This window comes from Xenorhabdus hominickii, assembly GCF_002632725.1.
Taxonomy (GTDB): domain Bacteria; phylum Pseudomonadota; class Gammaproteobacteria; order Enterobacterales; family Enterobacteriaceae; genus Xenorhabdus; species Xenorhabdus hominickii.
Genome location: NZ_NJAI01000007.1, coordinates 178,042 through 203,255, shown reverse-complemented (window position 1 = coordinate 203,255; position 25,214 = coordinate 178,042). Strand labels below are relative to the sequence as shown.

The following is a 25,214-nucleotide window of genomic DNA, read 5'->3' as shown; positions in this document are numbered from 1 at the left end:
GATTTGTGACAATAACGGCAATAGACGTCAGCTTTGGCCATGCTTTACCCTTAAAAGGCGGGAAGCATATCACAACAACTAACTATTTAATACATGACCAGATATTGGGGGCCACCGTCGAAATAGCCAAACGTAATGAGCTTCATACGTTCAGGATTATCCCAAACCCGTGGATTGTCGAGCGTTCATTTGCCTGGCTGGATAAATGCCGTAGATTATGGAAAAACTGTGAGCGATATTTAAATACCCGCCTTCAGTTTGTTAATCTGGCCTTTCTTGTCTTATTACTGTGCAGGAAAGATTCTGAATTAATGAAATGGACACCTCCCCAAACCGGCTTCAGTGAGCCATGCTGAATATATCAGCAAAATATGAAGAGGTGTCCCATGGAACAAGTTATCGGAATTGATCTGTCAAAGCGAGTTTTTCAGTTAAATATCGTGTCTTCCACTGGGAAACCGATTCAGAACAAAATGGTATCCCGTGAAAAACTCACCCTTTCATTGCCCAACAAGCGCCATCAAGGATAGTGATGGAAGCCTGTGGCAGTGCCAATTATTGGGGTCGTCAATTCAGACAACTTGGACATGAAGTTAAACAAATTAGCCCTCAACATGTCACGCCTTTCAGAATGGACAGTAAAAATGACAAAAATGATGCGATTGCCATTGTGGAGGCTAACAGTCGCCCAGGTATGCGGTATGTACCGGAAAAAACGATAGAACAGCAGGATATTCAATGCTTACACCGGGTTCGTCAGCGTATGATGAAAAATCGGACAGCGCTGATTAACCAGATACGTGGATTAGGGCTGGAATAGGGTATTGCTATCCCAGAAAGTGGGCATAAGGTAGAGCAATGTTTACCTGAACATCTGGAAAATGCTGAGAATGAGTTGACTGTGTTGAGCCGTCAATTATTTCAGGCGTTGTTGTTTGAACTGAAAGATCTTCAGCAACGCCTGAAAGAACTGGATAAACGTCTTGACCATCTGAATGCCCAAAATGAGGATATTCATCGATTACTGACCTTACTGGGTATCGGGCCATTAGAAGCTTCTGCCTTGATGATAGCGCTGGGCGACAGTAAAGAGTTTAAAAACGGCCGCCATTTCGCCAGTTACTTGGGGTTGGTGCCGAAAGAGCACAGCAGTGGTGGAAAAACCAAACGACTCGGTATCAGTAAACGGGGAGATGCCTACTTACGGGGAATACTGATCCATGGGGCCCGTTCTGTCATATACCGACTCAGCAAGCGGCCTGACGAACAATGTAGTGAATTACAGTACTGGCTAAAAAGCTTGATAGAACGCAGTGGCACCAATAAAGCAGCAGTGGCATTAGCCAATAAGAATGCCCGGATCGCTTGGGCATTGGTTAACCAACAATCGGTCTATATCCTGCGATGAAGAGTCATGTTAATTTTATATGTCGTTGAAGTCCATAAATAGATGTACTGACAGGTAGCACCGACTTTCTGTGAACCTGGTAAGATCCTTAGCCTAATAAAGCTGTTGAACTAGTGAGGGCAGAGAGTGCGGATTTTCATCAGGGCTCTTTGAAGCCGAATATATGTTTGCGACTACTTTTGTCAGAAAATTGATTTACCTACTTGAACTAAGTCGGTGTCCATATAAGGTTCTGAGATATCCCCCTCTTCTATACTTTCATAGTTGGAAAGGCCAGGATAGGTAATCCTTAGCAAATACCACTAAGAATAACTTTTTGCCCTTCTTCATAGCATCTTTCAGTTTTATAACAGCAATCTGCTGATAAATTTCAGATGAACGCTTATACCAGTTTTTAAGACATTAAACCGTATTGCAGTTTTTTTCACGAAGTTTCCAATTCTGCTTTACTAACGCCTTAAAATCATCATTATTCCCAGTAACAATCTTCGCTTAAAGATAATCGACATACAAAACATCATAAGCTTGGGATAGCACAGGAGTAGAGCAAATTAACTTTTCGGCCTTGCTTGTTGCTTTAGTGCAATCAAAACTAGCAACATTAACAACGGCAGGCATCAGAAACAGAGCTGTAGCAATTATCTTTAACATCTCTCACCTTCTTAAGATTCGTTAAAGTAATTTTGGCTCATTAATCAAGCAAAATACAGGGAAAACAAAACGCTGATATGTCGTACTCAATGATTTAATGGCTTGAAACAGGAAGCTAAATTAAACTCATATATGGTCTTCCCCAGTATTGCAAGAGAGCTTTTCAGACAAAAGAACAAGGTAGCTTACGTATATCCGGCCTACTGCTGAAGTGGCATGACTTCTGGCCTTGATGAGGCATTCGCACGCTCCGTCCTTAACGTTTAAACGGCTTTTATCGCCTAAAAGCTCAACAGGTTTTCGGGGCGTCGGTTTGACCTGTTTTTCATCATCTTCGCTTTCTTAACAATGCATGACTTTTGGGAATATCTTCAATTTCTATAACACCAATCGTATGTAGCTTTGCATTAACCGTTTTCCAGACTAACCCCCTTAGGGATATAGATTTCTTGCCGGGAAATAATGGCCCAAACAATACGTGTCAACTTATTGGCCAGTGCAACTACAGTACGGTTAAACCCTCTTTTTTCTCGCAGTCGATTAATCCAAAGGCTCAGCGTATCTGTTTTATTGGCAGCCCGGCTAACCACGGACCGTGCTCCCTGGATTAGCATGGCTCTGATATAACCATCACCACATTTTGTAATACTCAGCAATATCTGCCGGCCTCCCGTGCTAAATTGCCGGGGAACCAGTCCCAGGGCCGCTGATGCATCGCGTCCCCGTCTAAATTGTTGTCCATCCCCCATCCAAACTTTGAATAACTGACTCACTAGGGGACCAAATCCGGGAATGGTTTGGAGCCGTTGACAAACCGCATTTTTCTTTACCTGTATTCTCAATTCACTGTCATACCAGATTAGCTCTTGTTCTAAGGTCACTAAACGTGCATATTGGCGCTGCATCAGTATTTTTAACTTTGGAGTCATAGCAGGATTACCGTCTTCCAACAAGCTCGGTAAAAGATGATGCAGAGCAGAGGCACCTTGTTTCAAAATAATGCCATATTCAGCCAGCAATCCGCGGATATGATTGATCAGCTGCGTCTTTTCTTCTACCACCAGTCGCCGCATTTTCAGAAAAGTTTGCTCATCTTGCTGTTCAAGGCTTTTTACTCTCACCGGACGGATTGTACCATGCTGGCAGGCTTCAGCAATTGCCTGGGCATCATTATAGTCATTCTTTTGCTTACGCCGATAAGCTTTAACATGTTGAGCAGGGAGAATTAGCACCTGGTGTCCGAGTGCCTGGATTTCCCTTGCCCAATGGTGAGCCGAGCCACAGGCTTCCAACGCGACGATGACCACGGTTTGCTGAGCCAACCATCTCAGCAGTTCACCACGGGATAATCGTTTCTTCCCTGCCGGGTTGCCTTCCTTATCAAGAGTAAAAAGATAAAAATGTGTTTTTGCCAGATCGATTCCAATGATTTTTCCTTTGTTCATGATCTTGCTCTCTTTAATGAAGTTAAGCAGAAAAATATGCGCTCTTATCTTGGCACAGAGCGCTATTGTTGAGGAGGGGAAGACCATCTCATCGTTTAAGGGGTCTGACGCTCAGTGGAACGAGAACGGTTCTGTCACATTAACGAGCATTTTGGTTTATCGTTGTGAAAACTCAGGATGAAACCCGATATGCCCCTTATCCGAAAAGCGTTCAAACGCCTGCATTATCCTGGTGATATTATGGCTCAGTATGTCCGCGGGTCTCTGGCTTACTCTCTAAGCTTGCGAAATTTAGACGAGATGATAGCGGAGCGAGGAGTACACGTTGATCACTCTATTTTGTACCGCTGGGTACTTCGACTCACACCGTTGCTCAATCAGGCTTTTCGTCGGCATAAACGTCAGGTTGGTCAACGCTGGCGAAGGGATGAGACGGACATCAAAATCAAAGGACAATGGCGTTATCTTTATCGTGCCGTTGATACTGCTGGCCAGATTAAAGTGCCCCACGTTTTATGCTCTCCACTATAGGTGGTTATGTGGATCTTGCGTCTGATGTAACACCGTCAACACTTCAATACCAGTCGAAACTTCCCGGTAATAAATAATGTGGTTCTCTACGGGGAAACTCAGCACACCAAAATAAAGATCCTCACTGCGGTCACGACCGGGAGATGGGTGACGATCAAGAATTTCCGTCATAGTTACACGTAACGAAATTATATAAGCTTCCGCGACACTCGCCCCCATCGGCGCATAAGAATAGAGTTTTATTGCACGAATATGTTCTCTGGCCTTCTTAGTAAACCGAACACTCATCCCTAAACCTTATCCTCAAATTTATCAACCGTCAACGGGGCAAATACATCATCAATATTATGCAATTCTCCACGATCAGCTTGTGCAATAGATTCAGCCAGAACAGCTTTTAAATTCTGTAACTTGAGCCGTGCGAACTGATCATACTCTTCAGGAGAGATAACCACGGCCACACGCTTACCATGCTTACTAATTTCCACAGGCTCACGCTGAACTTTCATAAGCAGGTCACCAAACTGGTTCTTAGCTAGTTGTGCGGGAATAATTTCCATACATCACCTACCGTCTAAAAGGGCTTGAATAGCTATAATAGCTAAAATGCATAGATCTGCCAGTAATCAAAATAGCCAACTGCCAAGGTACAAAAAAAGGGTTCTGTCGCATTAACCGAGAGATCGCGAGCGAAATTATCTTAAGTGATTTTTATGCAGTGCGGCGGGTGAAATTGGGTGTTCCGGCTCTTGTGGGTATTGTCCTTTACGCAACAGGCTGACCCGTTCAATCCCGGCTAACAGGGTCTGAACTCCCCTGAAGTTTTTGAATTCTAGCATAGGACGTGTTCGCCGTTTAACGTTGCGGTGATCCTGTTCAATCAGATTATTAAGATACTTATTCTGCCGGATAATCATGACGTCTTCCTTTGGCTTTCCCTTGTTTAATTCGTCCACCGCGGCTTTATTGGCACCCCTTTTATCAATCGTCACCACGTCGGGTTGTCCATGCTGACGCATCGCTTTCTTAACGAAACGCAAAGCGGCCTCCTTATCTCGATGGGCGGTCAACAAAAAATCAACCGTATTGCCGTCTGAATCCACAGCACGGTAAAGGTAACGCCATTGCCCTTTGATTTTGATATCAGTTTCGTCCCTTCGCCACCGACGCTCAACTTCGGGCTTGCTCCGCCGATAACGTTTAACGATCAACGGAACCCAGCGATGAACCCAACGAGAGAGCGTGGAATGATCAACGGCCATCCCCCGTTCAGCCATTATTTCTTCCAAGTTACGCAGGCTCAGGGCGTAGGCCAGATACCAGTGAACGCATTGAGCAATGATATCAATAGGATAATGCAGACGTTTGAAGGCTTTTCGGATCAGAGGCATAGTCAGGTAACATCACAAAAAAACAGCATGTTACCCAACGACGCCTTAATGCGACAGAGCCCCTTTGGCTTCCTCTTAGGAAGTTCCATGTTCGCGGTATGCAGCTGCTAATGTACGCAGCGCTTCTTTGGAACGTTGATCTGTGAGTTTTGAATGTAATATGATCCTAGAGGAAGGCAAATCTGGCAATTCAAATTTTTTTCCAACTTCAATAGTATTAGGAGGGGCAAGACGACATGAAAAAGCAGAAACCGCGAGACCTGCTGATACCGCGGCCATAATAGCAACATTACCTCCCCCAACAAATACCTCTACCCATTCTATTCCTGCATTATCTAACGCATCAATGGCAATATTCCGAGAACGGCAACAAGGTGCTAATGAAGCAAGTTTTAATGGTTTTCCTTGCTGTTGATGGAAATTTGAAGCCGCAAACCAACCAAAATGTTCAGGGCCTAGATCTTCACCGCTTCGGTAATCATCATCTTGCCTGACAATGACAGCATCCAGTTCCCCACTATCAAAGGCCTCTAATAATTGAGTTGAATTTTCTAATCTGATCTCAATTGTTAAAGCGGGATCTCGTTCATTTAGTTTAGCCAATAACGCAGGAATTTCTGGTCCTGCAACATGTTCTGCAATACCTAACCTGAAACGTCGACATTCACATGAAAGAGCAGCTATGGCTCTGTCATGCGCAGCAATAAACTCTCTTGCAGCATTAATAAAAACGGTACCTTGGGCCGATAATCGTACTAATCTGGGCGTCCGTTCAATTAATTTATAGCCTAATCGTTCTTCTAGGCGCCTCAATTTAACACTTATCGCTCCCTGAGTTGTACCCAATGCATCCGCTGCTTTAGTAAAACTTTGGAAATCAATAATATAAATAAATGCTTTTACGGATTCTACATCAAGCGCCATTCGATTCATTAATCATCCCATAATGTTGTCATAGAAATACAAAATCATAACATTGATATATAGATAATTCATCAATACTATTGAGAATAAGGCCTGTTCAAAAAGTAACACATTAATTAAATAACCAATATTATCAAAGGATTGTTATGAATAATACATCTATGCAGCAGGGGAAATATGCTTTAATTGCAGTTTGTTTATCTGCTCTTATGCTAGGGTTGGAGATATCAAGCATCCCGCCGGTCCTTTCAACTATAGAAAAGGTAATGAGTGCTAGTTTTAGCCAACTACAATGGGTAATGACTGCATATACTATCGCAATGACAACAATCTTAATGGCTGTTGGTACAATCGCAGATCGTTATGGTCGTAAAAAAATATTTATTCTAGGTATTGTTTCCTTTGGTATTACGTCTTTAATTTGTGGCCTCACAACCAACGCAACTGTTCTTATTATAGCGCGTTTTTTACAAGGGCTTAGTGCTGCGATGATGCTGATTTGCCAGATATCGATTATTTCTAACCAATTTCGTGACGGAAAAGAAAGGGGAAATGCATTTGCGTGTTGGGGGATTGTTTTTGGTGCAGGGCTTGGTTTTGGGCCGATAATAGGTAGCCTTATTCTTACTTATATAAATTGGCAGTCGGTATTTTTAATTCACGTATTTTTATCCATTATCACCTTACTATTAAGTGTAAAAGGGGTACAAGAATCACGTAATATCAACGCCGCTAAATTGGATTTAAAAGGTATATTAACATTATCTATGGGTGTTTTCTGTTTGGTACTATTTATTACTCAAGGACCAACGTTAGGTTTTAACAGTGTAGAAGCATTAAGTATCATTGGGTTATCAATTCTGAGCTTTATTGCTTTTATATTTGCCGAACGTGCTAATAGCCAAGCGATGTTTGAATTTTCTGTATTCAAAATTCGTAATTTCTCTGGTGCGCTATTTGGCTCAATGGGACAAAACTTTAGCTTTTGGCCATTTATCATCTACCTGCCTATCTATTTTCACTTAGGTTTGGGTTATAACAGTGTTGAAACAGGTTTAGCATTACTGGCATATACATTACCAACCCTTTTTATTCCTCCATTCGCTGAGCATTTGGCTGTTCGTTACAAACCAAGAATGGTGATCCCTATAGGTCTTCTCATCATTAGTACTGGTTTTATTTTAATGATTATTGCCAATAGACATCACCAGAAAGAATGGATAATGCTACTTGGTTGTATGTTAGCGGGAGTAGGAGTCGGTGCAACAAACACTACAGCAACAAATACGATAACGGCATCAGTTCCTATTGAACGAGCAGGAATGGCATCGGGTTCTGACACAAGCGCACGTATGATTTCATTAGCATTTAATATTGCGGTAATGGGATTTCTTTTAGTTGAAGGAATCATCATCTATTTAAATAACCATTTAAATTTAATAGGTAATGAACAAATACGAGGATTAGCAGAAAAAATAGCGACTGGAGATACTGCTGCTGTAGAAAGAAGTCTAGGTCATATAACAGATCCTAATGAGATTATCCACACCGCCTTAATCTCTGGTTTTGAATGGCTAATGGCTTATGCTGCAACTAGTGTTTGCCTGATGGCAACAATTAGTTTTATTGTTTTCTCTTTGAAAAATAAACCCTATTGTTAACCTATCCCTAATGGATATAAAAAATAATAGAATGATTACTCAAGTGATATCTGTTTCTGAAAAAAAACTAAAGCAACGTTAATTGCAGCTCAGTTAGAGTAAGACTGAGCTGAACAACTAGGTAGAATTCGGATAATATCAATTTGTATATAAAACAGCCTTAACGTAGGATATTTTCCGTTTTCCAAGCGGACCCCGTGTTCAGCCAAAGAACAATGTCAGGTCGAATCTAAGCTAATACATATAAGGGATATGATTTTTCTGGCTTTTTCGAAGTGGTCCAGCTTCATCTCAAAGATCCACCATTGGGCTACTTCCATGAGTCATTCCGGGTCATCATTCTTGTTGGCAAAAAAAGCATAAAATGACACGCCAACATTATCCCCTTTAGCCGCAATCTTGGCTTCACATACTTTCACTAGCCTCGCTCGAATATTGGCTCTTATTATCCTTCCCTGATGGTTACTGAGGATAGCCATACTACTCACTGGGTAAAGAGCGTGTGGAATAGGCCAATATTCAGTCTTAACGTACAATATTTTCCGTTTCCCAAACGGATCCCTTCTTCTTTGTTGTAGACAAATCCATTTTGTTACATGAATAAAAATAGCTTATTCCACAAAGGAGCGGGTAACATAGTTCTCGGCATGGTATTCTCAAAGTAACGGTTTTTTGTCGAAAACAAGGATACCAGATCGTCATGCCGTTCAAGTTTCCTTCACAAAACGTCAACAGCCCCTAGCTCTAATCAGGAGCCAACATCCTCAACGGATTAAGCAAGGAGATGTCTCGGATATGTGACTCACTAAGACCAGCCATTTTAAACCAACATTTGCTGTCACTCAGCCATTTATCAATATCTGGCTGCACAGGCTGACCAAGATCAGAACTATAAACCACATTATTTACTTCTGATAATACCTCGAAAAAATCTTCAGTTGTTTGATAACCGAGATAAATGGTTAGTGCTGTCTGCTCCACATAAAGCCAGTCATGCTCACCCAGTTCCTTAAGGTCTTTCGCCTTTAGCCCCGTTATCGGACTAGCGGGTTGGTTAAGCATAAACCTACAACCCCCTGCGGCAGTAATCGTATCAATAAGTTGCATAACTTCGTAACACGATGCATGACCTGATGACAACACAACATCATATTGTTGAGCAAAACGAATTAATTCATGGACTTCTTTACGTACCCGTCCGTTACTATCGACAACAGACAAGTATTGTTGGGCACATGTGTGAGCAGCAGTATTTGCCCAAGCACGCTTCATTACACTTTTATGATTTGTTGGAACAATAGTTGGCAAATGAACTAATAATCTGGGGGCTTCATCAAACTGGTATTGACTTAGTGCCTGGATTACTGAGTTGGTTGTCATTCCTCCAGCTGCTGCATTCAATACTACCGAACCAAAAACTGGAAGTCCTTCCTCCTGAGCCAGTGATGATAAAGCAGCAACATTACCTAAATGATTTTTGAGTACAACGCCACCATTATGCCGTGCATATTCTCTTCCTGCTTCGAGTACATTATATCTACGAACATAACTATCGGGGCGGGCATGATAATGAATATCCAGAAAGTTAAATTTTTTTCCCCAGTACTCTATAAACTTTTGATTCATGAGTCATGTTTCCAAGGTACGGCATATCCTAATTTTTCACGAGCGGAAACTAAATCTTCCCCATTTGTTATTGCTTCAATAATGGCTTGTTCAGTTTTTTCAACGTTTTCAGCGCGCTCAATAATTGTCAGTAAATGCTGCTGTGGGATAACTAACGCACCATTATCATCAGCAAAAATCCAATCTCCAGGAGATACGACTACATCACCAATTTTCAGAGTACATTGAGTTTCTACAACTTTAGCTCTATTTTTTCCAGATACCATATAAATCCCTGTTGTAAATAAGGGATATGCCAGCCTACGGACTTCCGATAAATCTCGAGCTGATCCATAAATTACAGAGCCTGCAATTCCTTTTTGTATAGCCTTAAAGGTCAAGATATTACCCCAACTAGTACAATCCGTGCGCCCTTGGTTATCAACCACCACTACGTGCCCAACAGGTACTTCATCAATATAGTTTCCAGCATTGAGAAACTTTCCCTGTTCTGGAATGATAGGCTCATAACGTACAGTAAAAGCTGGTCCAGCTATTTTGACTCCTGAGTTGCGTGGTATTATCCCAGCTAATCCTGCGGGAATATGCAGGCTATCCATTGCATCCGATATAGCAGCACTATCGAGTGCCATTAATTGTTCTTTGATTTTCTCAATTAGTGTAGTTTGCATTAGATTTTTTCCTTGAGTACACGGGCATACACGGAACTTCATATGGCAATTTCATTTTCTCATGCTAATCATTGAGAAATAGAGTGCATCTCTGACAACATTAGTTTCATCTGCGAAGGGGTATCAGGTAATACGACTATTTTACTTCCATCCACACTTAAGCTAAAACCAAGCACTGTCCCTACAGCATTAGGTATAATTTCTGCACTGGCTGGAAACATTGCTTGCAGTTGATTTTGAGGGTCACAATATCCCTCTGATTTTTTCAACTGTTGTTGTATTCCCATCCATATATTGTCACGTATTTCTAAAGGCTGCCCTGCTACTCTAGCTATAGCCTCACGGGTTTTATCATCTGGGGTAGAGTCAAGACCGCCGGACACAACGATGAGAGCGTCCTGCCCCAATCTACGAATTACGGCTGTAACAATTTGGTGAATATCATCAGCACAAACCTGTTGTTGTTTTACTTTATATCCTTGCTTTAGGAGATAGCAGCTAATATCCTGAAGGTTAGTATTAATATATTGACCACTCAGTAGTTCATCACCAACCGTAATAATTGATGCCGACTTGTTAGTGCACTTTTCGCTTAAAGTATTAATAATAGCTTGTGCCATTTGTTGGGTCGTAGCACTTCCTCCCAAATCATAAGTTACGGTTTGCCCTACACGTATTACATTATCTACTGCACAATTAATTTTCATGGAGGCATCAATAAAACCAAGATGCTCCAATAGCAAAGCTATTGTATAAAACATAGCTGCTGGATTAGCTTTATTTTTACCCGCCATGCTAGGTGCACTACCGTGTACAGGTTCAAAGTATGCAATATCACTACCAATATTAGCGCTAGGAGCTAAACCAAGTCCTCCCATTACGCCAGCAGCCAGATCGGACAAAATATCACCGAACATATTTTCAGCAACAATCACACCAAATTCATGCGGCTTTTTTACTAACCACAATGCCACTGCGTCTACATTATGAATATCCGCCTTTATCTCAGGGTAACGTGCTGCAACGGTATCAAAAATAGCCTTTCCAAAATGCCCACTTTCCCGCATAATATTCGGCTTATCAGCAAAAGTTACGCGCGTGTAATTATTTTCCTTTGCATACTCGAAGGCGGTGGTAAACAGACGCTCCAGACCAAAACGTGTTTGTAGACGTACTGACCATGTCACCTCATCAGGTCCATATTTGTCTATATTAGGATGAGTTAACCAATCAGCAGCAGTAGCAGGAATTCCTTTAAAATCGAATCCCGCATATAATCCTTCTGTATTCTCTCTAATAACACAACAGCGAAAAGGTTTACGTTCCCCTTCTATATAACGTACTGGTCGAATATTTGCGTATAAATCCAAACGTTGACGTAATTGGATAACAGGTGATACATAATTTCCCACCTTTTCACGAAGATACAATGGCAGTGCTTGTTGCGCTTCTTCTTTGCCTTTACTGGTAATGGCACCGAGCAATACAGCATCAACTGAAGATATTTGTTCCCAAGTACTTTCAGGTACGGGATTACCTTCTCTTTCCCAACAAGTCCAACCGATATCGCCAATTGTCAATGTCACAGGAAGGTCTAATGCTTTAAATACAGGAAGAGCTGCATCACATACTTCTTGACCAATACCATCTCCAGGTAAAACAAGAATTTTTTTGTTCATAAGATTTTAAGCCAATTGTTAATTGCATCATTAATAAGTTCAGGTTGATCGTTCCAGGGGCGCATTCCTGCTCCCTCAACTACAACCAAATTGTGCATAAGGTTAGAACTGACAACTTGATTATGTACAGTAGCTAATTGTGAACACTCACCAACTATACTCAGGAATTTTCCTTTATAATTACACAGCACTGTTCTTGCATCGAATTGCAGCAACAATGAAAACCCTATTATTAAACGTTTTTCTGCACTATCTTTTAAATGGTTCGGTATAGCGGATATGATGGAAGGCGGTATTCCTCCTTCGGGAATAACAAAGTCATGCAATAATGAAATGGATTCATCCAACTGATTTTTTTTCAGTAACATTATTAATTGTCCTAATTTATCTCTCAGTAATATATCTGCATATCCAGGACCACTGACTGAAATGACTCCCGTAAGCATTTTTAAGCGCGACGCCAGTAACTGTACTAGAGTGCCTGCCATAGCAAATCCAATAAGAAGGTAGGGCTTAGAAAAATGTTGAGTTAATTCATACTCAATAGCATTAATAAAACAGTCAGGATCAATTAAATCAGGGCTAACGTGGTTAATTAAAGATAATGTATCAATTATAGATACCCGGTATCCAAGTTTTTCTAATAATAAGACCAGTGGAGCGCAAAAGTCACCATGATCCCATAGCGGCATCACTGGAGAGAGAATTACTGCTTCAGGACTAAAATGCCCGGCATTATTATGCTGTATCATGCTGTTGTTCCCCTCAAAGACTTAACAACCTGAAACGCATAATTAATACCACATCGTAACCCTTCTTCGAGAGCTGTTTTATTTTCTACATTCAGATTGTACACCCCCATCATTACATCAATAAGTTCGCGTTTAGATGCAGCAAAAAAGTGATGGGATTGCAGTTCATTAAGTTGATTAAATACGTGCTCAAGATCGTATTGTTTAGTATTTTGACTCAAATTGAGAAATGATAACCAGCTTTCCAAATTGAGATTTCCAGCTCCTTTTCCCATTCCTGATAAAGAGCTATCAATAAAACTGGCTCCAGACTTCATAGCTTCAATGTTATTCGCCGTAGCAAGCCCTAAATTGTCATGGGGATGAAAACCTAATTGCAATTGAGTAGCAGATTTTAGTTTATAAAATAACTGCGATACTTGTTCTGGGAATAAGCTGCCATTTGAGTCCGCTAAGTAAATGATATCAGCACCGGCATGTTCGCATTGTTTGGTAATCTGAATAACTTTACTGATAGGAAGCTGGCTTACTCGAGTAAAATTGATACTCACCGCCATTCCAATGACCTGCGCAGTTTCACATAATGCCAAACATGGTTGCGGATTGTCAGTCTTGATACATAGCCTAAGTAAGCTAACACCATTCGCCTTCATTGCATGAATATCATGAACATTAATATTGTGTGGGTGTGCAATAACGACCAATTTCGCCTTAGGTATCACTTGATGGATATCACTAATGTAACTGTCTGGGGATATACCTGTTAGGCCAATATTTGGTATAGGTTTAAAAGAACCATTACGATAACCAATTTCGAACCACTCCACACCTCCTTTGACCAGTGTCTTGACATGATTTATCGCGTATTCTTTTGTAAAGTTAAAATTATTTAGGTATCCACCATCACGTAGTGTTACATCTATATTATTAACCATTTTGATTCCTTCTTAACTTTAACTTCTCATTATCACCCATTAAATAAATAGAGCTGCCAACAAGGGAAATAATAGTGATAATAATTGCCACTTTCATGGGATCATGGTGAGATATATAACCGATAAGGAGTGATGCTAATCCTGCACTGCCCAATTGTAATGTTCCCATCACACCAGAAGCAGTTCCTGCAACTTGTGCATTCGTAGCGATTGCCGATGCCGTACCAAGTGGTAGCAAAAAACCATTGCCGAAAGTCAATATTGCTATTGTTAGCACCGATGTTAACAATGGATAAGGACTTAAAAACATTTGTATTGTGAAAGCAATTCCTCCAACGATAAAGAATATATAGCCACGAGAGATCGTTTTTCGTAAGCTTCGTTGACGACTTGATTTCTTAGCTGTCAGGTTACCTAGTACATAACTCAAAGAGAGTATGATATAAGTGTAGCCAATATATTTCTCTGGTAACCCCATAGTTGTAAGAATAAAAGGCGATTCTATCAAATAAGAAAAGTATGCCGCATAAGCAAAACAAGGGATTGCTGCATAGTAGAGGAATTTTTTATTTATTAGTACGTAATGAATATTATTCAATACACTTCTAACATTCAATTTTTGACGTTTTTCTACAGGTAGTGATTCTTTCAATACCAGTAAAATCAATACAAGCGTGACTGTTATAAATAAAGTCAAAAATAAGAAACAAGCTTTCCAGCCATAATGTTCATTAAGTACTCCACCGATCATTGGTGCTACTGCTGGTGACATTCCCACAAAAGGAAAAATGATTAGATATAAACTCGCAGCCTCTTCCTTCTCCATTAAATCATTAATGATAGCGCGACTTAATGTAATACCGGCACAAGCTCCTATTCCTTGAAATAAACGCAATAGCAACAATTCACTTATATGTGTGCTGTAGAAAATACAAACAGTGGAAATTAACCATATAATAATTCCCGCAAGGAGAATTTTTTTTCTTCCTAAACAATCACTCAATGGACCATAAATAAGTTGAGAAAAGGCTGTGCCAAATAAAAATATGGATATCGCACTCTGTACATTAGATTCACTAACGTTGTAATAATGTCCCATTTTACTCAAGGCAGGAAGAAATATGTCTGATGAAATCAATCCTCCCATAGAAAGAAAAACCATTAACACGATAAATAATAAAGAATAAGTTTTATTTTTCATAAGTAGATAATAAAATTAACCGGTATAATAATAAGCACTATAATATAGTCACTAAAAAATAAACAATCACTCAACGTAAGTTGAATTTACTTATAGAAAAACACAAAATAAAAAATCACATTTAACATCTTAAATGTCAACAATATTATTGTAATTTATATTTTTATAAAGGCATATGAAAGTAATTTCAATTAAATCAATAGCAACTATGGAAATAAAATCCATTAAAGATAACATAATGATTTTTTTACTTTGCCATCTATGAATATATAAGGATAACTTAATATGTCATTTCCAATCTAACTTTTGAGCGTAATACATTGTAACATATTGAATATTTTTAATTTTTATTATTATATGATTTTTATAATATATTTTTATCTATTTATTTTACCAGAAAATAAATATGCCTATTCCAAAACCTGTCATTAAACGTATTGATTACTTGGATTATTTCTTTTTTTTATTTTTTGCGCATTATCTCCTTATTTGTTGAGATTCGTCACGGTTCTGCTGATAACGACGGACTGACGGAGTATAGCAAGAACGTCACTGACGGGTTCTGTCGCATTAACGGAACATCAGGTAAACTCCCCAGTTTTTTAGCGAGTTCAGGACGATGTCCCTGATCCGAAATGTGTTCAAACGCCTGCACTATCCTGTTGATATCATCGCTCAGTGTGTTCGCGGGTATCTGGCCTACGCGCTGAGCCTGCGTAATTTGGAAGAAATAATGGCTGAGCGGGGGATGGCTGTTGATCATTCCAAGCTCTCTCGTTGGGTTCATCGCTGGGTTCCGTTGATCGTTAAACGTTATCAGTGGAGCAAGCCCAAAGTTTGGCGTCGATGGCGAAGGGACGAAACTGATATCAAAATCAAAGGGCAATGGCGTTACCTCTACCGTGCTGTAGACTCAGACGGTAATACGGTTGAATTTTTGCTGACCGCTCATCGGGATAAAAAAGCGGCATTGCGTTTCGTTAAGAAAGCGATGCGTCAGCATGGGCAACCTGACGTGACGACTATTGATAAAAGTGGCGCCAATAAAGCCGCCGTGGACGAGTTAAACAAGGGAAAGCCAAAGGAAGACGTCATGGTTATCCGGCAGAATAAGGACCTTAATAATCTGATTGAACAGGATCACCGCAACGTCAAACACGTCCTATGCTGGGGTTCAAAAACTTCAGACGAGCCCAGACCGTGTTGGCAGGGATTGAATTGATCTGTATGTTGCAAAGGACAATACCGACAAAAAGAAGGGTGTCCGATTTCACCAACGGCATTTTTCTATCAATTAGCTGAGTAAAAATCAATCACCTTACCGAATATCCAACGTGCTCACCTCACCAACGCCGCCAGGGGTCATAATACCGCGGCTAAATGTTTGTAACATCAAACCATTAGGTAATTTACACATCGATGTATCTGTACCCTGACCAGAAAGAGGAAAGAAACTCATGTCCGGTATCTTAGTGTTCTTCTCCCACTGGTGGGACCTGGAGCAGTACCAGCAAATCATTGAACGTATCGGCCCTACCCGACAGGCACAGGCCGGACACAACCGCCCGGTGTTTGTTCACCACATTATCGCTCACGGCACCATGGACGAGCTGGTCATGCAGCGCCGAAATTCTAAGCGGGAAGTACAAGATATTTTATTAGAGGCTATGAAGAAACGGTAAGTATAGTAACATTCCGCAACTAATTTTATGCAGCACCGTTTATAGGACGGTGATGTTCACCCCGAACGGTTAATAGATAATCGAGGTCAATATGGATATAAAAACCGGCATCATTAGCGATACCGATATTGCTGAATTAACTGGGTATCAAATTCCGTCTAAGCAGTGTGCAGCGCTAAAAGAAGCCGGCATATTCTTTATCACTCGCCGGGACGGGAGACCCCGAACCACCTGGGAGCATTTTAACAACCCGATGTCACAACGGATTAGAAACTATGCTCCTGCCCCTCAAGAACCTAATTTCGGAGCGCTAGATGGGTAGAAAACGTAAAAACCCCGCAGATAACTGGATGCCACCGCGAATTCGACGGGGCAGATCTGCGTATGAATTCCAGACTTATGACAGCCGGACAATTCGTCTGTGTGATTTTCCCGCAACACAGGCAGAAGTTTGGTTAGCGTATGAAAAACTGATCGCTGAACAGAAAAATGAAGAAACGTTACAGGGGCTGGTAAATGCGTTTCTGTTCTCCGCAGATTTTTCAGCCTTGGCGAAAGAGACCCAAAAAGACTACCGGAAGTACGCAGGCAAATTATTGCCGGTATTCGGGAATATGCTACCGGATAACATTCAACCGCAGCATATTCGTAAGTATATGGATAAACGAGGATTGAAAGCCAAGACGCAAGCCAACAGAGAGAAAAACTTCTTGTCCCGTGTATTTGGCTGGGGGTATGAACGTGGCATTGTGAGCAGCAACCCCTGTAAAGGCGTCCGGCAATTCAGGGAAACGCCGCGGGATCGGTACATTACCGATGCGGAATACAACGCGCTTTACTCCGTTGCGCCCCCTCTCGTTCAGGTTGCTATGGAGTTAGCCTATCTGTGTTGTACCCGGCAGGCGGACGTACTGTCACTGACCTATGCTCAAACAAACGACATTGGCATATACATCAGGCAGGGTAAAACGGGCGTTGCCCAAATCAAGGCGTGGACCGACCGTTTAGATAATGCCGTTGTGATGAGTAAAGCACTCCCCTTGGATAACGGTTTTAGTAGCATCTATGTGCTCCACCAGTGCAAAGGTTCACGGTAAACGGGCATCAACGTAATGCTCTACATGTTTGGCTTTCAAATTCTTGAGACTTTTTACCTGAATATTCAAGCTCAATAACAACGCGCCCAAACGTCCGGCGATCCGAATACGGTTATGGCATGTCTTATGACCACCACCACCTTTCCGTGCAAAAAACTTCAATTCTTTAATCAATCGGCTCATTGGCTTCCCCTTATTGATACCTGACAACATGCGATCTCTGGCGCGCGACAGTGCGGACAAAACAGGCAATACCTGCTTTGCCCTTGACGGATATCTGTGCGCCAGAGTGAACGCAGGTTGAGGTATTGCGGGGTATCGGTTGAGTACGCAGTACTGCCACCTGTATGAACAGGTCATCCCCACCTGCAAAAAGCCAGCCTCGATATCGTCAGGTTCTTCTTTTTCAATCTAAAAATGCAGTGTCAGATGCACTGTATGGTTAAGCAGGCATGAGCCTGTCATCGTCGTGTTGTCCTTTGGCTGCGGCGTCACTTTCAGCGGTAAACCGGCAAAAAGTGACGCCTTGAGTTCTGTGAACGGTCAGAAAAAGTTGTGCAGGTGTTGAAATGCCAGTAAGCCCAGCAAAATGCCGCAAGGTTCAGAGTCAAACGGTAGTTATGAGTTAATTATTTGCGTGTAGAAACTTACCCGCTGAATAATTCAAGTTGAGATAGTAGAAATATGAACGTGATGTGCAAAAGCCATCCAATAGCTCATTAAAGATGAAGGGAAATAGGGTCTATATTGATTTTAAAAATCAGTGTATGAATCCACGTTCACTACACTTGATTGACAATATAAAAACACCTTTTGGGTGTATTTCTTAGTTTAAGAAACCTTCATTGCCGAACAGTTTAGATTGTTCATACTTGGCAATATCTGCTTCCAAAGGTGGGCAGGTGTACCGCAATGCTTGCTCTCCCTTTCAGGCTACGGGAATTTTATTTCGCCGCTTAACGTTGATCCTTGCAGGCGATAGGATCGTTTTAGTTACAGCTCCATACATTATCTATTGGATTGAAGCGAGTCAAATGTTTGTTCAAGGTAGAACAACACACAACTTTTACCAGCTAGTAAGATGCCCGCGATGATTATCGCGGGCGCTATTACCCATTACATTTAGTGCCAGTTGGCAGCCAGTACAGGTTGCAGCCGTTGTTGCTCAACATCGCTGAGCATTGAGGTTGCAGGTGCTGGCGGCGCGAATGCAGCCATGGCTTGAACAAGGTGCTCAACCTCACTATCCATCAAGCGATGGCCATCACCGACCATAATGCTTGCTGGTCGTTCAGGAGAACTGGCATACCAATTATGCAGAGTGACCTCCTGTTTGCCACCAATGACCGAAATCTGCAAATCCTGCCCAGCATGCTGGAATCTCAGATTATCAAGACTGATATCCTTTCCTAACACCAATTTGCCCATATCACCGCTAAATTCTAACTCATTGAATCCATGCCCGACTTCTACAGTCGACATAGTACCACTGGTCAAAATATTGTTATTACCATCACCAACTTTTACCATCGACATAGTACCGTTAGCAACAATATGATTATTACCACTTCCTACTTCTATTTTAGCCATAGTACTACTGGACTCGATATTGTTATCGCCATTTCCGGCTATTAGTTTGCCAACATTGCCGGTAATGATGTTATTACCATCACCTAGCGTGATATCGGCATCTCGTCCTGTTACATTGATCTTATTGTCACCATATCCAACTGTTAGTTTATCAACATTACCGATAATGGTGTTGTTACCATTACCTAGAGTGATATTGGAACCATTTCCCGTTACATTAACCTTATTATCGCCATTTCCAGCAACAATTTTATTAAGGTGAGCTTCCACAATGATCGTTTTACTTTCATCTCCCAACGTAACTTCGGCAAAAGTATTTTTAACTATAACAGTATTGGGATCAGTGGTTATTGGTGTCGGTTCTACTACTGGATCAATTTTCGGAATAGTAATCGGTTTCCAATCAGGAATAGTAATTGGCTTCCGATCAATATCAATAGAAGGTATGCTCGGTGTCAATGAGTCCAGCACTGTAATAGTTGATGTATCAGGAGATTGCGGCACGACTGGTTTGACCGTGGGTACCAAGTCTGGTGCATGTTCCGCAAAAATGAAGTCGGCTGCATCGATCTGTGAAATATCCAGAGTATCGAGATAAAGCAGTTCCACTTTTGAATCAGCACCGTTTGCCCCATTAAACGTGACGTTAACGCCATGAATTTGTGACAGCCCATTGATCGTACCACGATTGCTTTTAGTGATAGAAAGTTGACTAAAGTCAGTGATGCCAACTTGACGCAGATCGATCTTATCGATTCCGTGGCGGAACCCACGTAATGCGTTTCTGTAATTATTAGCACCTGGTTGAGCTGCTATAACAAAAGTGTCTGATGTTGCACTATCATGGCTATAAATAGTTCCATCCAAGCTAAATTTCATCTGACCCTGAGCATCGGTACTGAGCGAGACCCTATTGCCTCCGCCATTAAGGATCACTGTTCCCAGGCCTTCTTGTGGTTGGTGCGTAGAGGTATCACTACTGGTGTAGGTCATTGGTGCGATAAAGGAATCCTGGAACTTGAAATTCTCAGCACTAATTCCAGTGATTTGCTGATTTTTCAGGGTAATACTCTGGTTGTTACCCAGATCAACCTTAACATCCTCTCCCTGCTGAGTCAGTAGCAGGTCAGCAAATGTTTTTCCACGAAACCCGACCAGATCGATGATTTCGCCACGAGCAGCCTCGAAGTTGCTGATAATATCGCTGCCTGCTTCACGGCGGTGAACCACAAAGAAATCCTTACCCGCACCGCCAACCAGCGTGTTGTTCCCACGCCCGCCATCAAGCAAGGCATCAGCATTACCGGCAACCAGCGTATCGTTGCCATCGCCGGTGACAATGTTCTGAATGCTCGATGGATCCTTGATAGTTAACGCGGCACCGCCAATACTGGCAACACCGGTCTGCAAGTTGACCGAGGTATCGCGTGAAACCGCCGCTGCATTGAGGGTATTACGCCCACCTGCCACACCATTGACCGCGTCATCCAGTACCGCACGGTTGGCTTGCCCGACCACTGACTGGATATATTCGTCGGTGTAAAAGTAAGTGTCATCCGGTGTACTCTTGCTGCCGTACAAACGTAGTGACCAGGCATTGAGTGTGGCTGGCAGGCCTGAATTTGCACTGGTTACTTGCAGCGTCCAGTTACCCGCCGAGTTTTCACCAAAATCATGGGGCGACATAAAGCTGTACTTGAACGTCCCCGACCGGCTGCTACCCATATCAGTTGCACTCGCGCCCGGCAGGCCATCTGGAATCTTACCCTGGCGATTGAGCAATATGCTCTGAGTGCCATCGGGAGAGATCAGTTTGAGCGTTAAATCGCCAAGACGACCTACCTCGGCGTCAAAATCAATTTCGATATGCTCAATGTTCAAACCAGCATTCATAGCAATGGAGGATGACAGCGTTTCACTCGCAGCCAGGGTTTTGCCAAGAGCACCGCTGGAAGCACTATAGACGTACTCGTTGGCAGCCGTGCTTTGCGTCATCCAAGACTCGGCCAAGCGAACAGCGGATCGTGCATCGACTGCGCCAAAACCATAATCATTACTGGTGTGCATTCCACCGCCATTCCAGTGATGGCCGCTATTGTCGCTCCATTCGGTGGATGGGTCATTTACCTTGCGAGCGGACAGTGCAAGGATCTGCTGCACGTCACGATAGCCCAGGTTCGGGTTGGCCTCAAGCATCAGTGCAACAATACCGGAGACGATCGGTGCGGCAAAGCTGGTGCCTTGCATACTGGTATAATCATTACCGAAAGTTGAGCCACGTTCGGTTTTCAGCATATGGCTGGTCGATACCACATTACTGCCCGGTGCAGAAACCAGCAGGCTGGCACCCGGGTTCGAGAACGGTGAAAAACCAATCTGCAAGGTCGATAAATCGCCCTGTGCGTTAATCGCACCGACTTGCACAGCGAAACGATTGTTACTAGTCAGTGATCCCTGAGCATTACCGCCGGCTTCTCTATCGTTACCACCCGCCGCCACTATGACGGTACCCAATCCGCCACGGCCATTAGCCGCTGCGTACTGCGCATTCAGGCTCAGCGATGCAGCTGTATTTATGGAACCATCCTGAAAACTGCTGAGCGCGAAATCGTTAGTGAATCCCCAGCTATTGTTGGCAACGTCAAAGCTGACCATATGCCCAATCCTGCAAGATCAGCACCGTCATTGGCCAGATAATAGCCGCCTAACGTGGCATCATAGGCAACGCCTACGCCACCGATATCATTCTTCGATGCAACCATTACACCCGCTACCATTGTCGCATGGTTGGAAACCACGTTTGGCAAGGTACCATTGGCCTGTTGAGTTTGCAGCCAGGCTTTGTCAACATTTTCTGCAAGGTCGGGGGGAGCGATATCAAAGATTTCTGGCCCGGTGGCGAATTTGCCGCCCGGTTCAAACTGACCGATACGCACTCCTTTGCCGGTATAGTCTTTCCAAACTGGTAAGATGTTGGCATCGCTCAGATACCATTGCTGGGCAGCCAGTGGATCGAGCGGGACTTCCGGCGTCAGTAAGGTAGCAACGGCCCGCATTGGTGCGGTTTCCCCGCTGCTCAGATCCACTACCGAGGCTGAAGGATTACCAGCTGCATCGGTTACACCATATTTGAAGCTAATTACGCCGGTGTAATTTGCATCCGGCGTAAATAAGACATCCCCCTGTGCTGTGAGACTGGCTGTACCGCCTATCGCAACCCCAACATTGGCAATGCGCAGGTCGCCCAGACTGTTGAGGTGTTGATCGTTGGCCAGCAGGCTCTCTGCGGAAATCAGATGAGGCTGAGTGCGGGAAAAAACCTTACCATCCTTGTCATGGGTGATGACATCCTCGACAGGCATTGCATTAGGAGTTTGTAAATCAACAGCCGAAATATCCGCGAAATTAAGTTTTTGGATATTTTTCAGCGTTACCGTGCCGTCACACCCGACAACTTTGTCGGTCACGATGTATCCACTGTCAGTGCGGGTAATTTGATAGTCCCCGAGGTTGCCGTGCAGGCTGACGATGTTAACCCCATCATCTCCATCAATCGAGGCATTGCCGTGCCCTACCTCGATAATATCATCACCCGTACCGCCGAAAATTTTATCGTCTCCGCCACCGGCGTGAATGATACTGCCACCTTCGGAAGCATAGATTGTGTCGCCCTGAGGCCCCGCATAGATAACTGCCTTACCACTGCCACCAATGATGGTATTGTGTCCGCTGCCTCCGGCTAGGACGTCGTTACCCATTCCACCGATCAGAACTGAGTCGCCAGAGCCGCCCTTGATAAAGACACCATTGGCTCCACCACTTCTGATGACATCATTGCCACCTCCACCTTGTGCGACAGTTAAACCGGCCTGAGCCATGTCTAGTTCTATACCTTTGTTGCCGACAATGATTGCAGTATCGTGCCCCCCATTACCGTGGATGTTTTTCGTATCGTCAGAAGCGCTGATAACAAAAACGTCATCACCGGCACCACCAACATAGGTATTGCTCCCTGCACCTCCGACCAGCCAGCTGCCGGCTTTTGCCGCAATCAGGGTATCATTACCACTGCCCCCATACAGATTGCTTACTCCCAGTTGTTCCGCATCCAGGGTTTCATCTGTTCCACTCTGGCTGGCGTAAGCCGTGGTCGTGATATCGTTGTAGGTAGAAGTCACTCGCGTACCCGTCCCCTGAGTGCTCAGTGTGTTGCTGACGGGGTCACCGAGAAAATCAACAGCCAGCATTTCCCGGGTTTCGCCATTGATGGTGAAAGATCCACTGGCAACAACCCGATTTCCATCGCGCACTTCGACTTTATCCGAGGAACGGACACTAATCTGGTTAATACCTAGTTCCGCCAGTGTCTTAAGTTCGCCCGCATCGACTTTCGCATCATGTGTGCCATCGACCCAGACCCGCAACTTGCTCCAGATCGGATCATTTTGGTCAATCACTCCATCCTTATTTGCATCTTCACTGACCAGCGCACCGAAACCATCCTTGAATTTTTTCTCGCCTGCAGCACCATGTATCCCGGCCTTGCCGCTGTAATACTCAGAAAACATCTGGCTGGTATCTTTTATCTGACCACCCCCATCGTCAATCACCAGTATTCCGGTATTGCGATCCGCCCAGCCGCTGCGCTTGAGCGTGCCACTGTTATCCATGTCGAACAACACGCCATCACGGATGTCTGTCATGTGTACGCCATTACCGCTCAGATCCAATAATAGCGGGTCAACATACGTGTTGAACGTCGTCATCGCTGATAAGCCGTTCAACGTGGCTGCGTTGCGTAGACCGAAGTCCAGTTTACTCGTGTCTCCGGGGCTGGTAGAAGGGTTTGTAGAACTCCGACAGATAGGTGTTGGGCCGCACATTGGGGTCGAGCTGCATTTCACCGGGACGAATGCCCCCGGTGGCAAGGCCAGCCATCTGGGTTGAGGTGAAGTCTGTTTTATTGAGAATATCTCCGAGGACAGATATTTTGTGTGTCGCGCATTTTGGATATAACCGTTAGCAACATCCTGCCGCGCTTGGTTTTCGCCCTGAATATGTTTCTGGGGCTGGGGAGAGGAATTGATATCGATATTAATCAAGTTTGTTGACGATTCTGGGACACGCTTACCTTCATCAGGGGTCAACCATAAAGTTTTAGTGACATCTCTTGCTTCATGATATTCATAATACTAACCATCACGAATAAAATGGTTACTAATGATTTCAGCTCCATTAAATTTGAACATATTATTCAAAGGAATAATGTTATTTACAGGAACCAGATTTCCTTGCATACCATGCGTATTGTATCCAATAGATGTTAATGAAAAGAATACGAAATCGACGCAACTGTTGCTGTGCAAACTGTATTCTGTATCCCTAAATCCACCTATTTCCTTTGGATTTTGCGAAAATGCGATTAACTTCTTATACTGAGATTCATTCAAAGCTACGGTAACTTCATAAGAGGTCTGTTGGTAGGCAGCATTATCATGAGTTGTTACTCGCACTTCCCCCCAGGGTTGATCATACACTGACTCGAAACCGTAACTTCTTTCATTACCGTTGCCATCATTTATCACATACCACATATGCCCGCCAGATGAAGAATGCACATCTCCTGCTTTATGTTCGTTCTTATCGGCCTGATAAACATACTTAGCCCCCATCGGAGCAACTTTATAGGTTACGGTATATTTCTTTTCCATATTTTTTATTTCCTCTAGTTGTTATTTCTCTTGATCTTTTCTATATAAATTAAATTTTCGGATTAAAATAATTGACCTCAACAAAACTCTCTATTCCATTAAAATCAGGAACATTCTCCAGGGTAGTAATAACAGCAGAATAACGCCCGGGGGGGGGGGGGGGGGCTTTCAGTTCTGGATGAAAATGCTCTAATTGCTTTTGGACATATTGCGCTTGCCACATAGCCAATGGGCTTTGACGGGTAGCGATACGAATGAT

At 43.0% G+C, this 25,214-nt stretch carries 22 protein-coding genes and 5 pseudogenes; 8 read left to right on the top strand and 19 right to left on the bottom strand.

Features of this window, described 5'->3' with window-relative positions; genetic code table 11:
- Together Xhom_RS19875 and Xhom_RS49740 are read left to right on the top strand one after the other, a co-directional pair.
- The coding region (locus tag Xhom_RS19875) for a transposase (RefSeq protein ID WP_244590796.1) at nt 1-356 on the top strand (356 nt) is incomplete at its 5' end.
- A 30-nt stretch (nt 357-386) separates the two neighbouring features.
- A pseudogene (locus Xhom_RS49740) lies at nt 387-1,408 on the top strand (IS110 family RNA-guided transposase).
- Nucleotides 1,409-1,900: 492 nt separating this feature from the next.
- Here the strand turns inward: Xhom_RS49740 and Xhom_RS34275 are convergent.
- Together Xhom_RS34275 and Xhom_RS19865 are read right to left on the bottom strand one after the other, a co-directional pair.
- Nucleotides 1,901-2,059 (bottom strand): lysozyme inhibitor LprI family protein, encoded by a 159-nt coding sequence (locus Xhom_RS34275; RefSeq protein WP_157104612.1) that lies wholly within the window; start codon nt 2,057-2,059, stop codon nt 1,901-1,903.
- A gap of 407 nt (nt 2,060-2,466) precedes the next feature.
- A complete protein-coding gene (locus tag Xhom_RS19865) occupies nt 2,467-3,504 on the bottom strand; it encodes an IS110 family RNA-guided transposase (protein ID WP_069316110.1) in 1,038 nt (345 codons plus the stop codon).
- 189 nt (nt 3,505-3,693) lie between these two features.
- On the opposite strand from Xhom_RS19865, the pseudogene Xhom_RS19860 reads away from it, so the two are divergent.
- Nucleotides 3,694-3,999: pseudogene (locus Xhom_RS19860) on the top strand (DDE-type integrase/transposase/recombinase); the annotation flags it as partial.
- 30 nt (nt 4,000-4,029) lie between these two features.
- On the opposite strand, the gene Xhom_RS19855 reads toward Xhom_RS19860, so the two are convergent.
- From Xhom_RS19855 to Xhom_RS19840, 4 genes are all read right to left on the bottom strand, one after another.
- Nucleotides 4,030-4,323 carry a type II toxin-antitoxin system RelE/ParE family toxin gene (locus tag Xhom_RS19855; protein WP_069316111.1) on the bottom strand — a complete coding sequence of 98 codons (294 nt, stop codon included), beginning with the start codon at nt 4,321-4,323 and terminating at the stop codon, nt 4,030-4,032.
- A 2-nt stretch (nt 4,324-4,325) separates the two neighbouring features.
- The gene (locus Xhom_RS19850) at nt 4,326-4,595 is read right to left on the bottom strand and encodes a type II toxin-antitoxin system Phd/YefM family antitoxin (protein ID WP_069316112.1); all 270 of its coding nucleotides are present in this window, start codon (nt 4,593-4,595) and stop codon (nt 4,326-4,328) included.
- 135 nt (nt 4,596-4,730) lie between these two features.
- A complete protein-coding gene (locus tag Xhom_RS19845; RefSeq protein WP_069316113.1) occupies nt 4,731-5,426 on the bottom strand; it encodes an IS6 family transposase in 696 nt (231 codons plus the stop codon).
- Nucleotides 5,427-5,501: 75 nt separating this feature from the next.
- A complete protein-coding gene (locus Xhom_RS19840; protein ID WP_069316114.1) occupies nt 5,502-6,359 on the bottom strand; it encodes a LysR family transcriptional regulator in 858 nt (285 codons plus the stop codon).
- 137 nt (nt 6,360-6,496) lie between these two features.
- Between Xhom_RS19840 and Xhom_RS19835 the strand changes: the two genes are divergently transcribed.
- Nucleotides 6,497-8,011, top strand: a complete 1,515-nt coding sequence (locus Xhom_RS19835; protein WP_069316115.1) for an MFS transporter — start codon at nt 6,497-6,499, stop codon at nt 8,009-8,011.
- 218 nt (nt 8,012-8,229) lie between these two features.
- Here Xhom_RS19835 and Xhom_RS19830 read toward each other — a convergent pair.
- From Xhom_RS19830 to Xhom_RS19800, 7 genes and pseudogenes are all read right to left on the bottom strand, one after another.
- Nucleotides 8,230-8,457, bottom strand: a pseudogene (locus tag Xhom_RS19830) (DUF6500 family protein).
- A 298-nt stretch (nt 8,458-8,755) separates the two neighbouring features.
- The gene (locus tag Xhom_RS19825) at nt 8,756-9,637 is read right to left on the bottom strand and encodes a DUF6282 family protein (protein WP_069316116.1); all 882 of its coding nucleotides are present in this window, start codon (nt 9,635-9,637) and stop codon (nt 8,756-8,758) included.
- Entirely contained in the window at nt 9,634-10,308 is a 675-nt protein-coding gene (locus tag Xhom_RS19820; RefSeq protein ID WP_069316117.1) for an RraA family protein, read from the bottom strand. Before Xhom_RS19820 ends, Xhom_RS19825 begins: the two co-directional genes overlap by 4 nt.
- 68 nt (nt 10,309-10,376) lie before the next feature.
- Nucleotides 10,377-11,987, bottom strand: a complete 1,611-nt coding sequence (locus Xhom_RS19815; RefSeq protein ID WP_232326308.1) for an isocitrate/isopropylmalate dehydrogenase family protein — start codon at nt 11,985-11,987, stop codon at nt 10,377-10,379.
- The gene (locus Xhom_RS19810; protein ID WP_069316118.1) at nt 11,984-12,739 is read right to left on the bottom strand and encodes an alpha/beta hydrolase; all 756 of its coding nucleotides are present in this window, start codon (nt 12,737-12,739) and stop codon (nt 11,984-11,986) included. Before Xhom_RS19810 ends, Xhom_RS19815 begins: the two co-directional genes overlap by 4 nt.
- Nucleotides 12,736-13,674, bottom strand: a complete 939-nt coding sequence (locus Xhom_RS19805; RefSeq protein WP_069316119.1) for a beta/alpha barrel domain-containing protein — start codon at nt 13,672-13,674, stop codon at nt 12,736-12,738. Before Xhom_RS19805 ends, Xhom_RS19810 begins: the two co-directional genes overlap by 4 nt.
- Nucleotides 13,667-14,875, bottom strand: a complete 1,209-nt coding sequence (locus Xhom_RS19800) for a multidrug effflux MFS transporter (protein WP_069316120.1) — start codon at nt 14,873-14,875, stop codon at nt 13,667-13,669. The genes Xhom_RS19805 and Xhom_RS19800 overlap by 8 nt, the downstream gene beginning before the upstream one ends.
- Before the next feature lie 619 nt (nt 14,876-15,494).
- On the opposite strand from Xhom_RS19800, the pseudogene Xhom_RS19795 reads away from it, so the two are divergent.
- Nucleotides 15,495-16,181: pseudogene (locus Xhom_RS19795) on the top strand (IS6 family transposase).
- A 12-nt stretch (nt 16,182-16,193) separates the two neighbouring features.
- Here the strand turns inward: Xhom_RS19795 and Xhom_RS31120 are convergent.
- On the bottom strand, nt 16,194-16,334 hold the full coding sequence (locus tag Xhom_RS31120) for a hypothetical protein (RefSeq protein ID WP_157104613.1): 141 nt from the start codon (nt 16,332-16,334) through the stop codon (nt 16,194-16,196).
- A gap of 7 nt (nt 16,335-16,341) precedes the next feature.
- Here Xhom_RS31120 and Xhom_RS19790 point away from each other — a divergent pair.
- The 3 genes and pseudogenes from Xhom_RS19790 to Xhom_RS19780 all read left to right on the top strand — a co-directional run.
- Nucleotides 16,342-16,557 (top strand): annotated as a pseudogene (locus tag Xhom_RS19790) (ATP-dependent helicase); the annotation flags it as partial.
- A 91-nt stretch (nt 16,558-16,648) separates the two neighbouring features.
- Complete coding sequence (locus tag Xhom_RS19785; protein ID WP_069316122.1) at nt 16,649-16,879, top strand: DUF4224 domain-containing protein; 231 nt, start codon at nt 16,649-16,651, stop codon at nt 16,877-16,879.
- Nucleotides 16,872-17,654 carry a site-specific integrase gene (locus Xhom_RS19780; RefSeq protein WP_069316123.1) on the top strand — a complete coding sequence of 261 codons (783 nt, stop codon included), beginning with the start codon at nt 16,872-16,874 and terminating at the stop codon, nt 17,652-17,654. Before Xhom_RS19785 ends, Xhom_RS19780 begins: the two co-directional genes overlap by 8 nt.
- Here Xhom_RS19780 and Xhom_RS19775 read toward each other — a convergent pair.
- The 5 genes from Xhom_RS19775 to Xhom_RS19760 form a co-directional block, all read right to left on the bottom strand.
- Entirely contained in the window at nt 17,646-17,837 is a 192-nt protein-coding gene (locus Xhom_RS19775) for a phage integrase N-terminal domain-containing protein (protein ID WP_069316124.1), read from the bottom strand. The genes Xhom_RS19780 and Xhom_RS19775 overlap by 9 nt on opposite strands.
- 939 nt (nt 17,838-18,776) lie before the next feature.
- Nucleotides 18,777-21,899, bottom strand: coding sequence for a S8 family serine peptidase (locus Xhom_RS49735; RefSeq protein ID WP_232326309.1), 3,123 nt, complete (start codon nt 21,897-21,899; stop codon nt 18,777-18,779).
- Entirely contained in the window at nt 21,818-24,391 is a 2,574-nt protein-coding gene (locus Xhom_RS49730) for a cadherin-like domain-containing protein (RefSeq protein ID WP_232326310.1), read from the bottom strand. Before Xhom_RS49730 ends, Xhom_RS49735 begins: the two co-directional genes overlap by 82 nt.
- A gap of 45 nt (nt 24,392-24,436) precedes the next feature.
- The gene (locus Xhom_RS19765; RefSeq protein WP_084023065.1) at nt 24,437-24,955 is read right to left on the bottom strand and encodes a hypothetical protein; all 519 of its coding nucleotides are present in this window, start codon (nt 24,953-24,955) and stop codon (nt 24,437-24,439) included.
- Nucleotides 24,956-25,004: 49 nt separating this feature from the next.
- Nucleotides 25,005-25,214 (bottom strand): DUF5625 family protein (locus tag Xhom_RS19760; protein ID WP_244590795.1); only part of this gene is annotated, 210 nt, incomplete at its 5' end.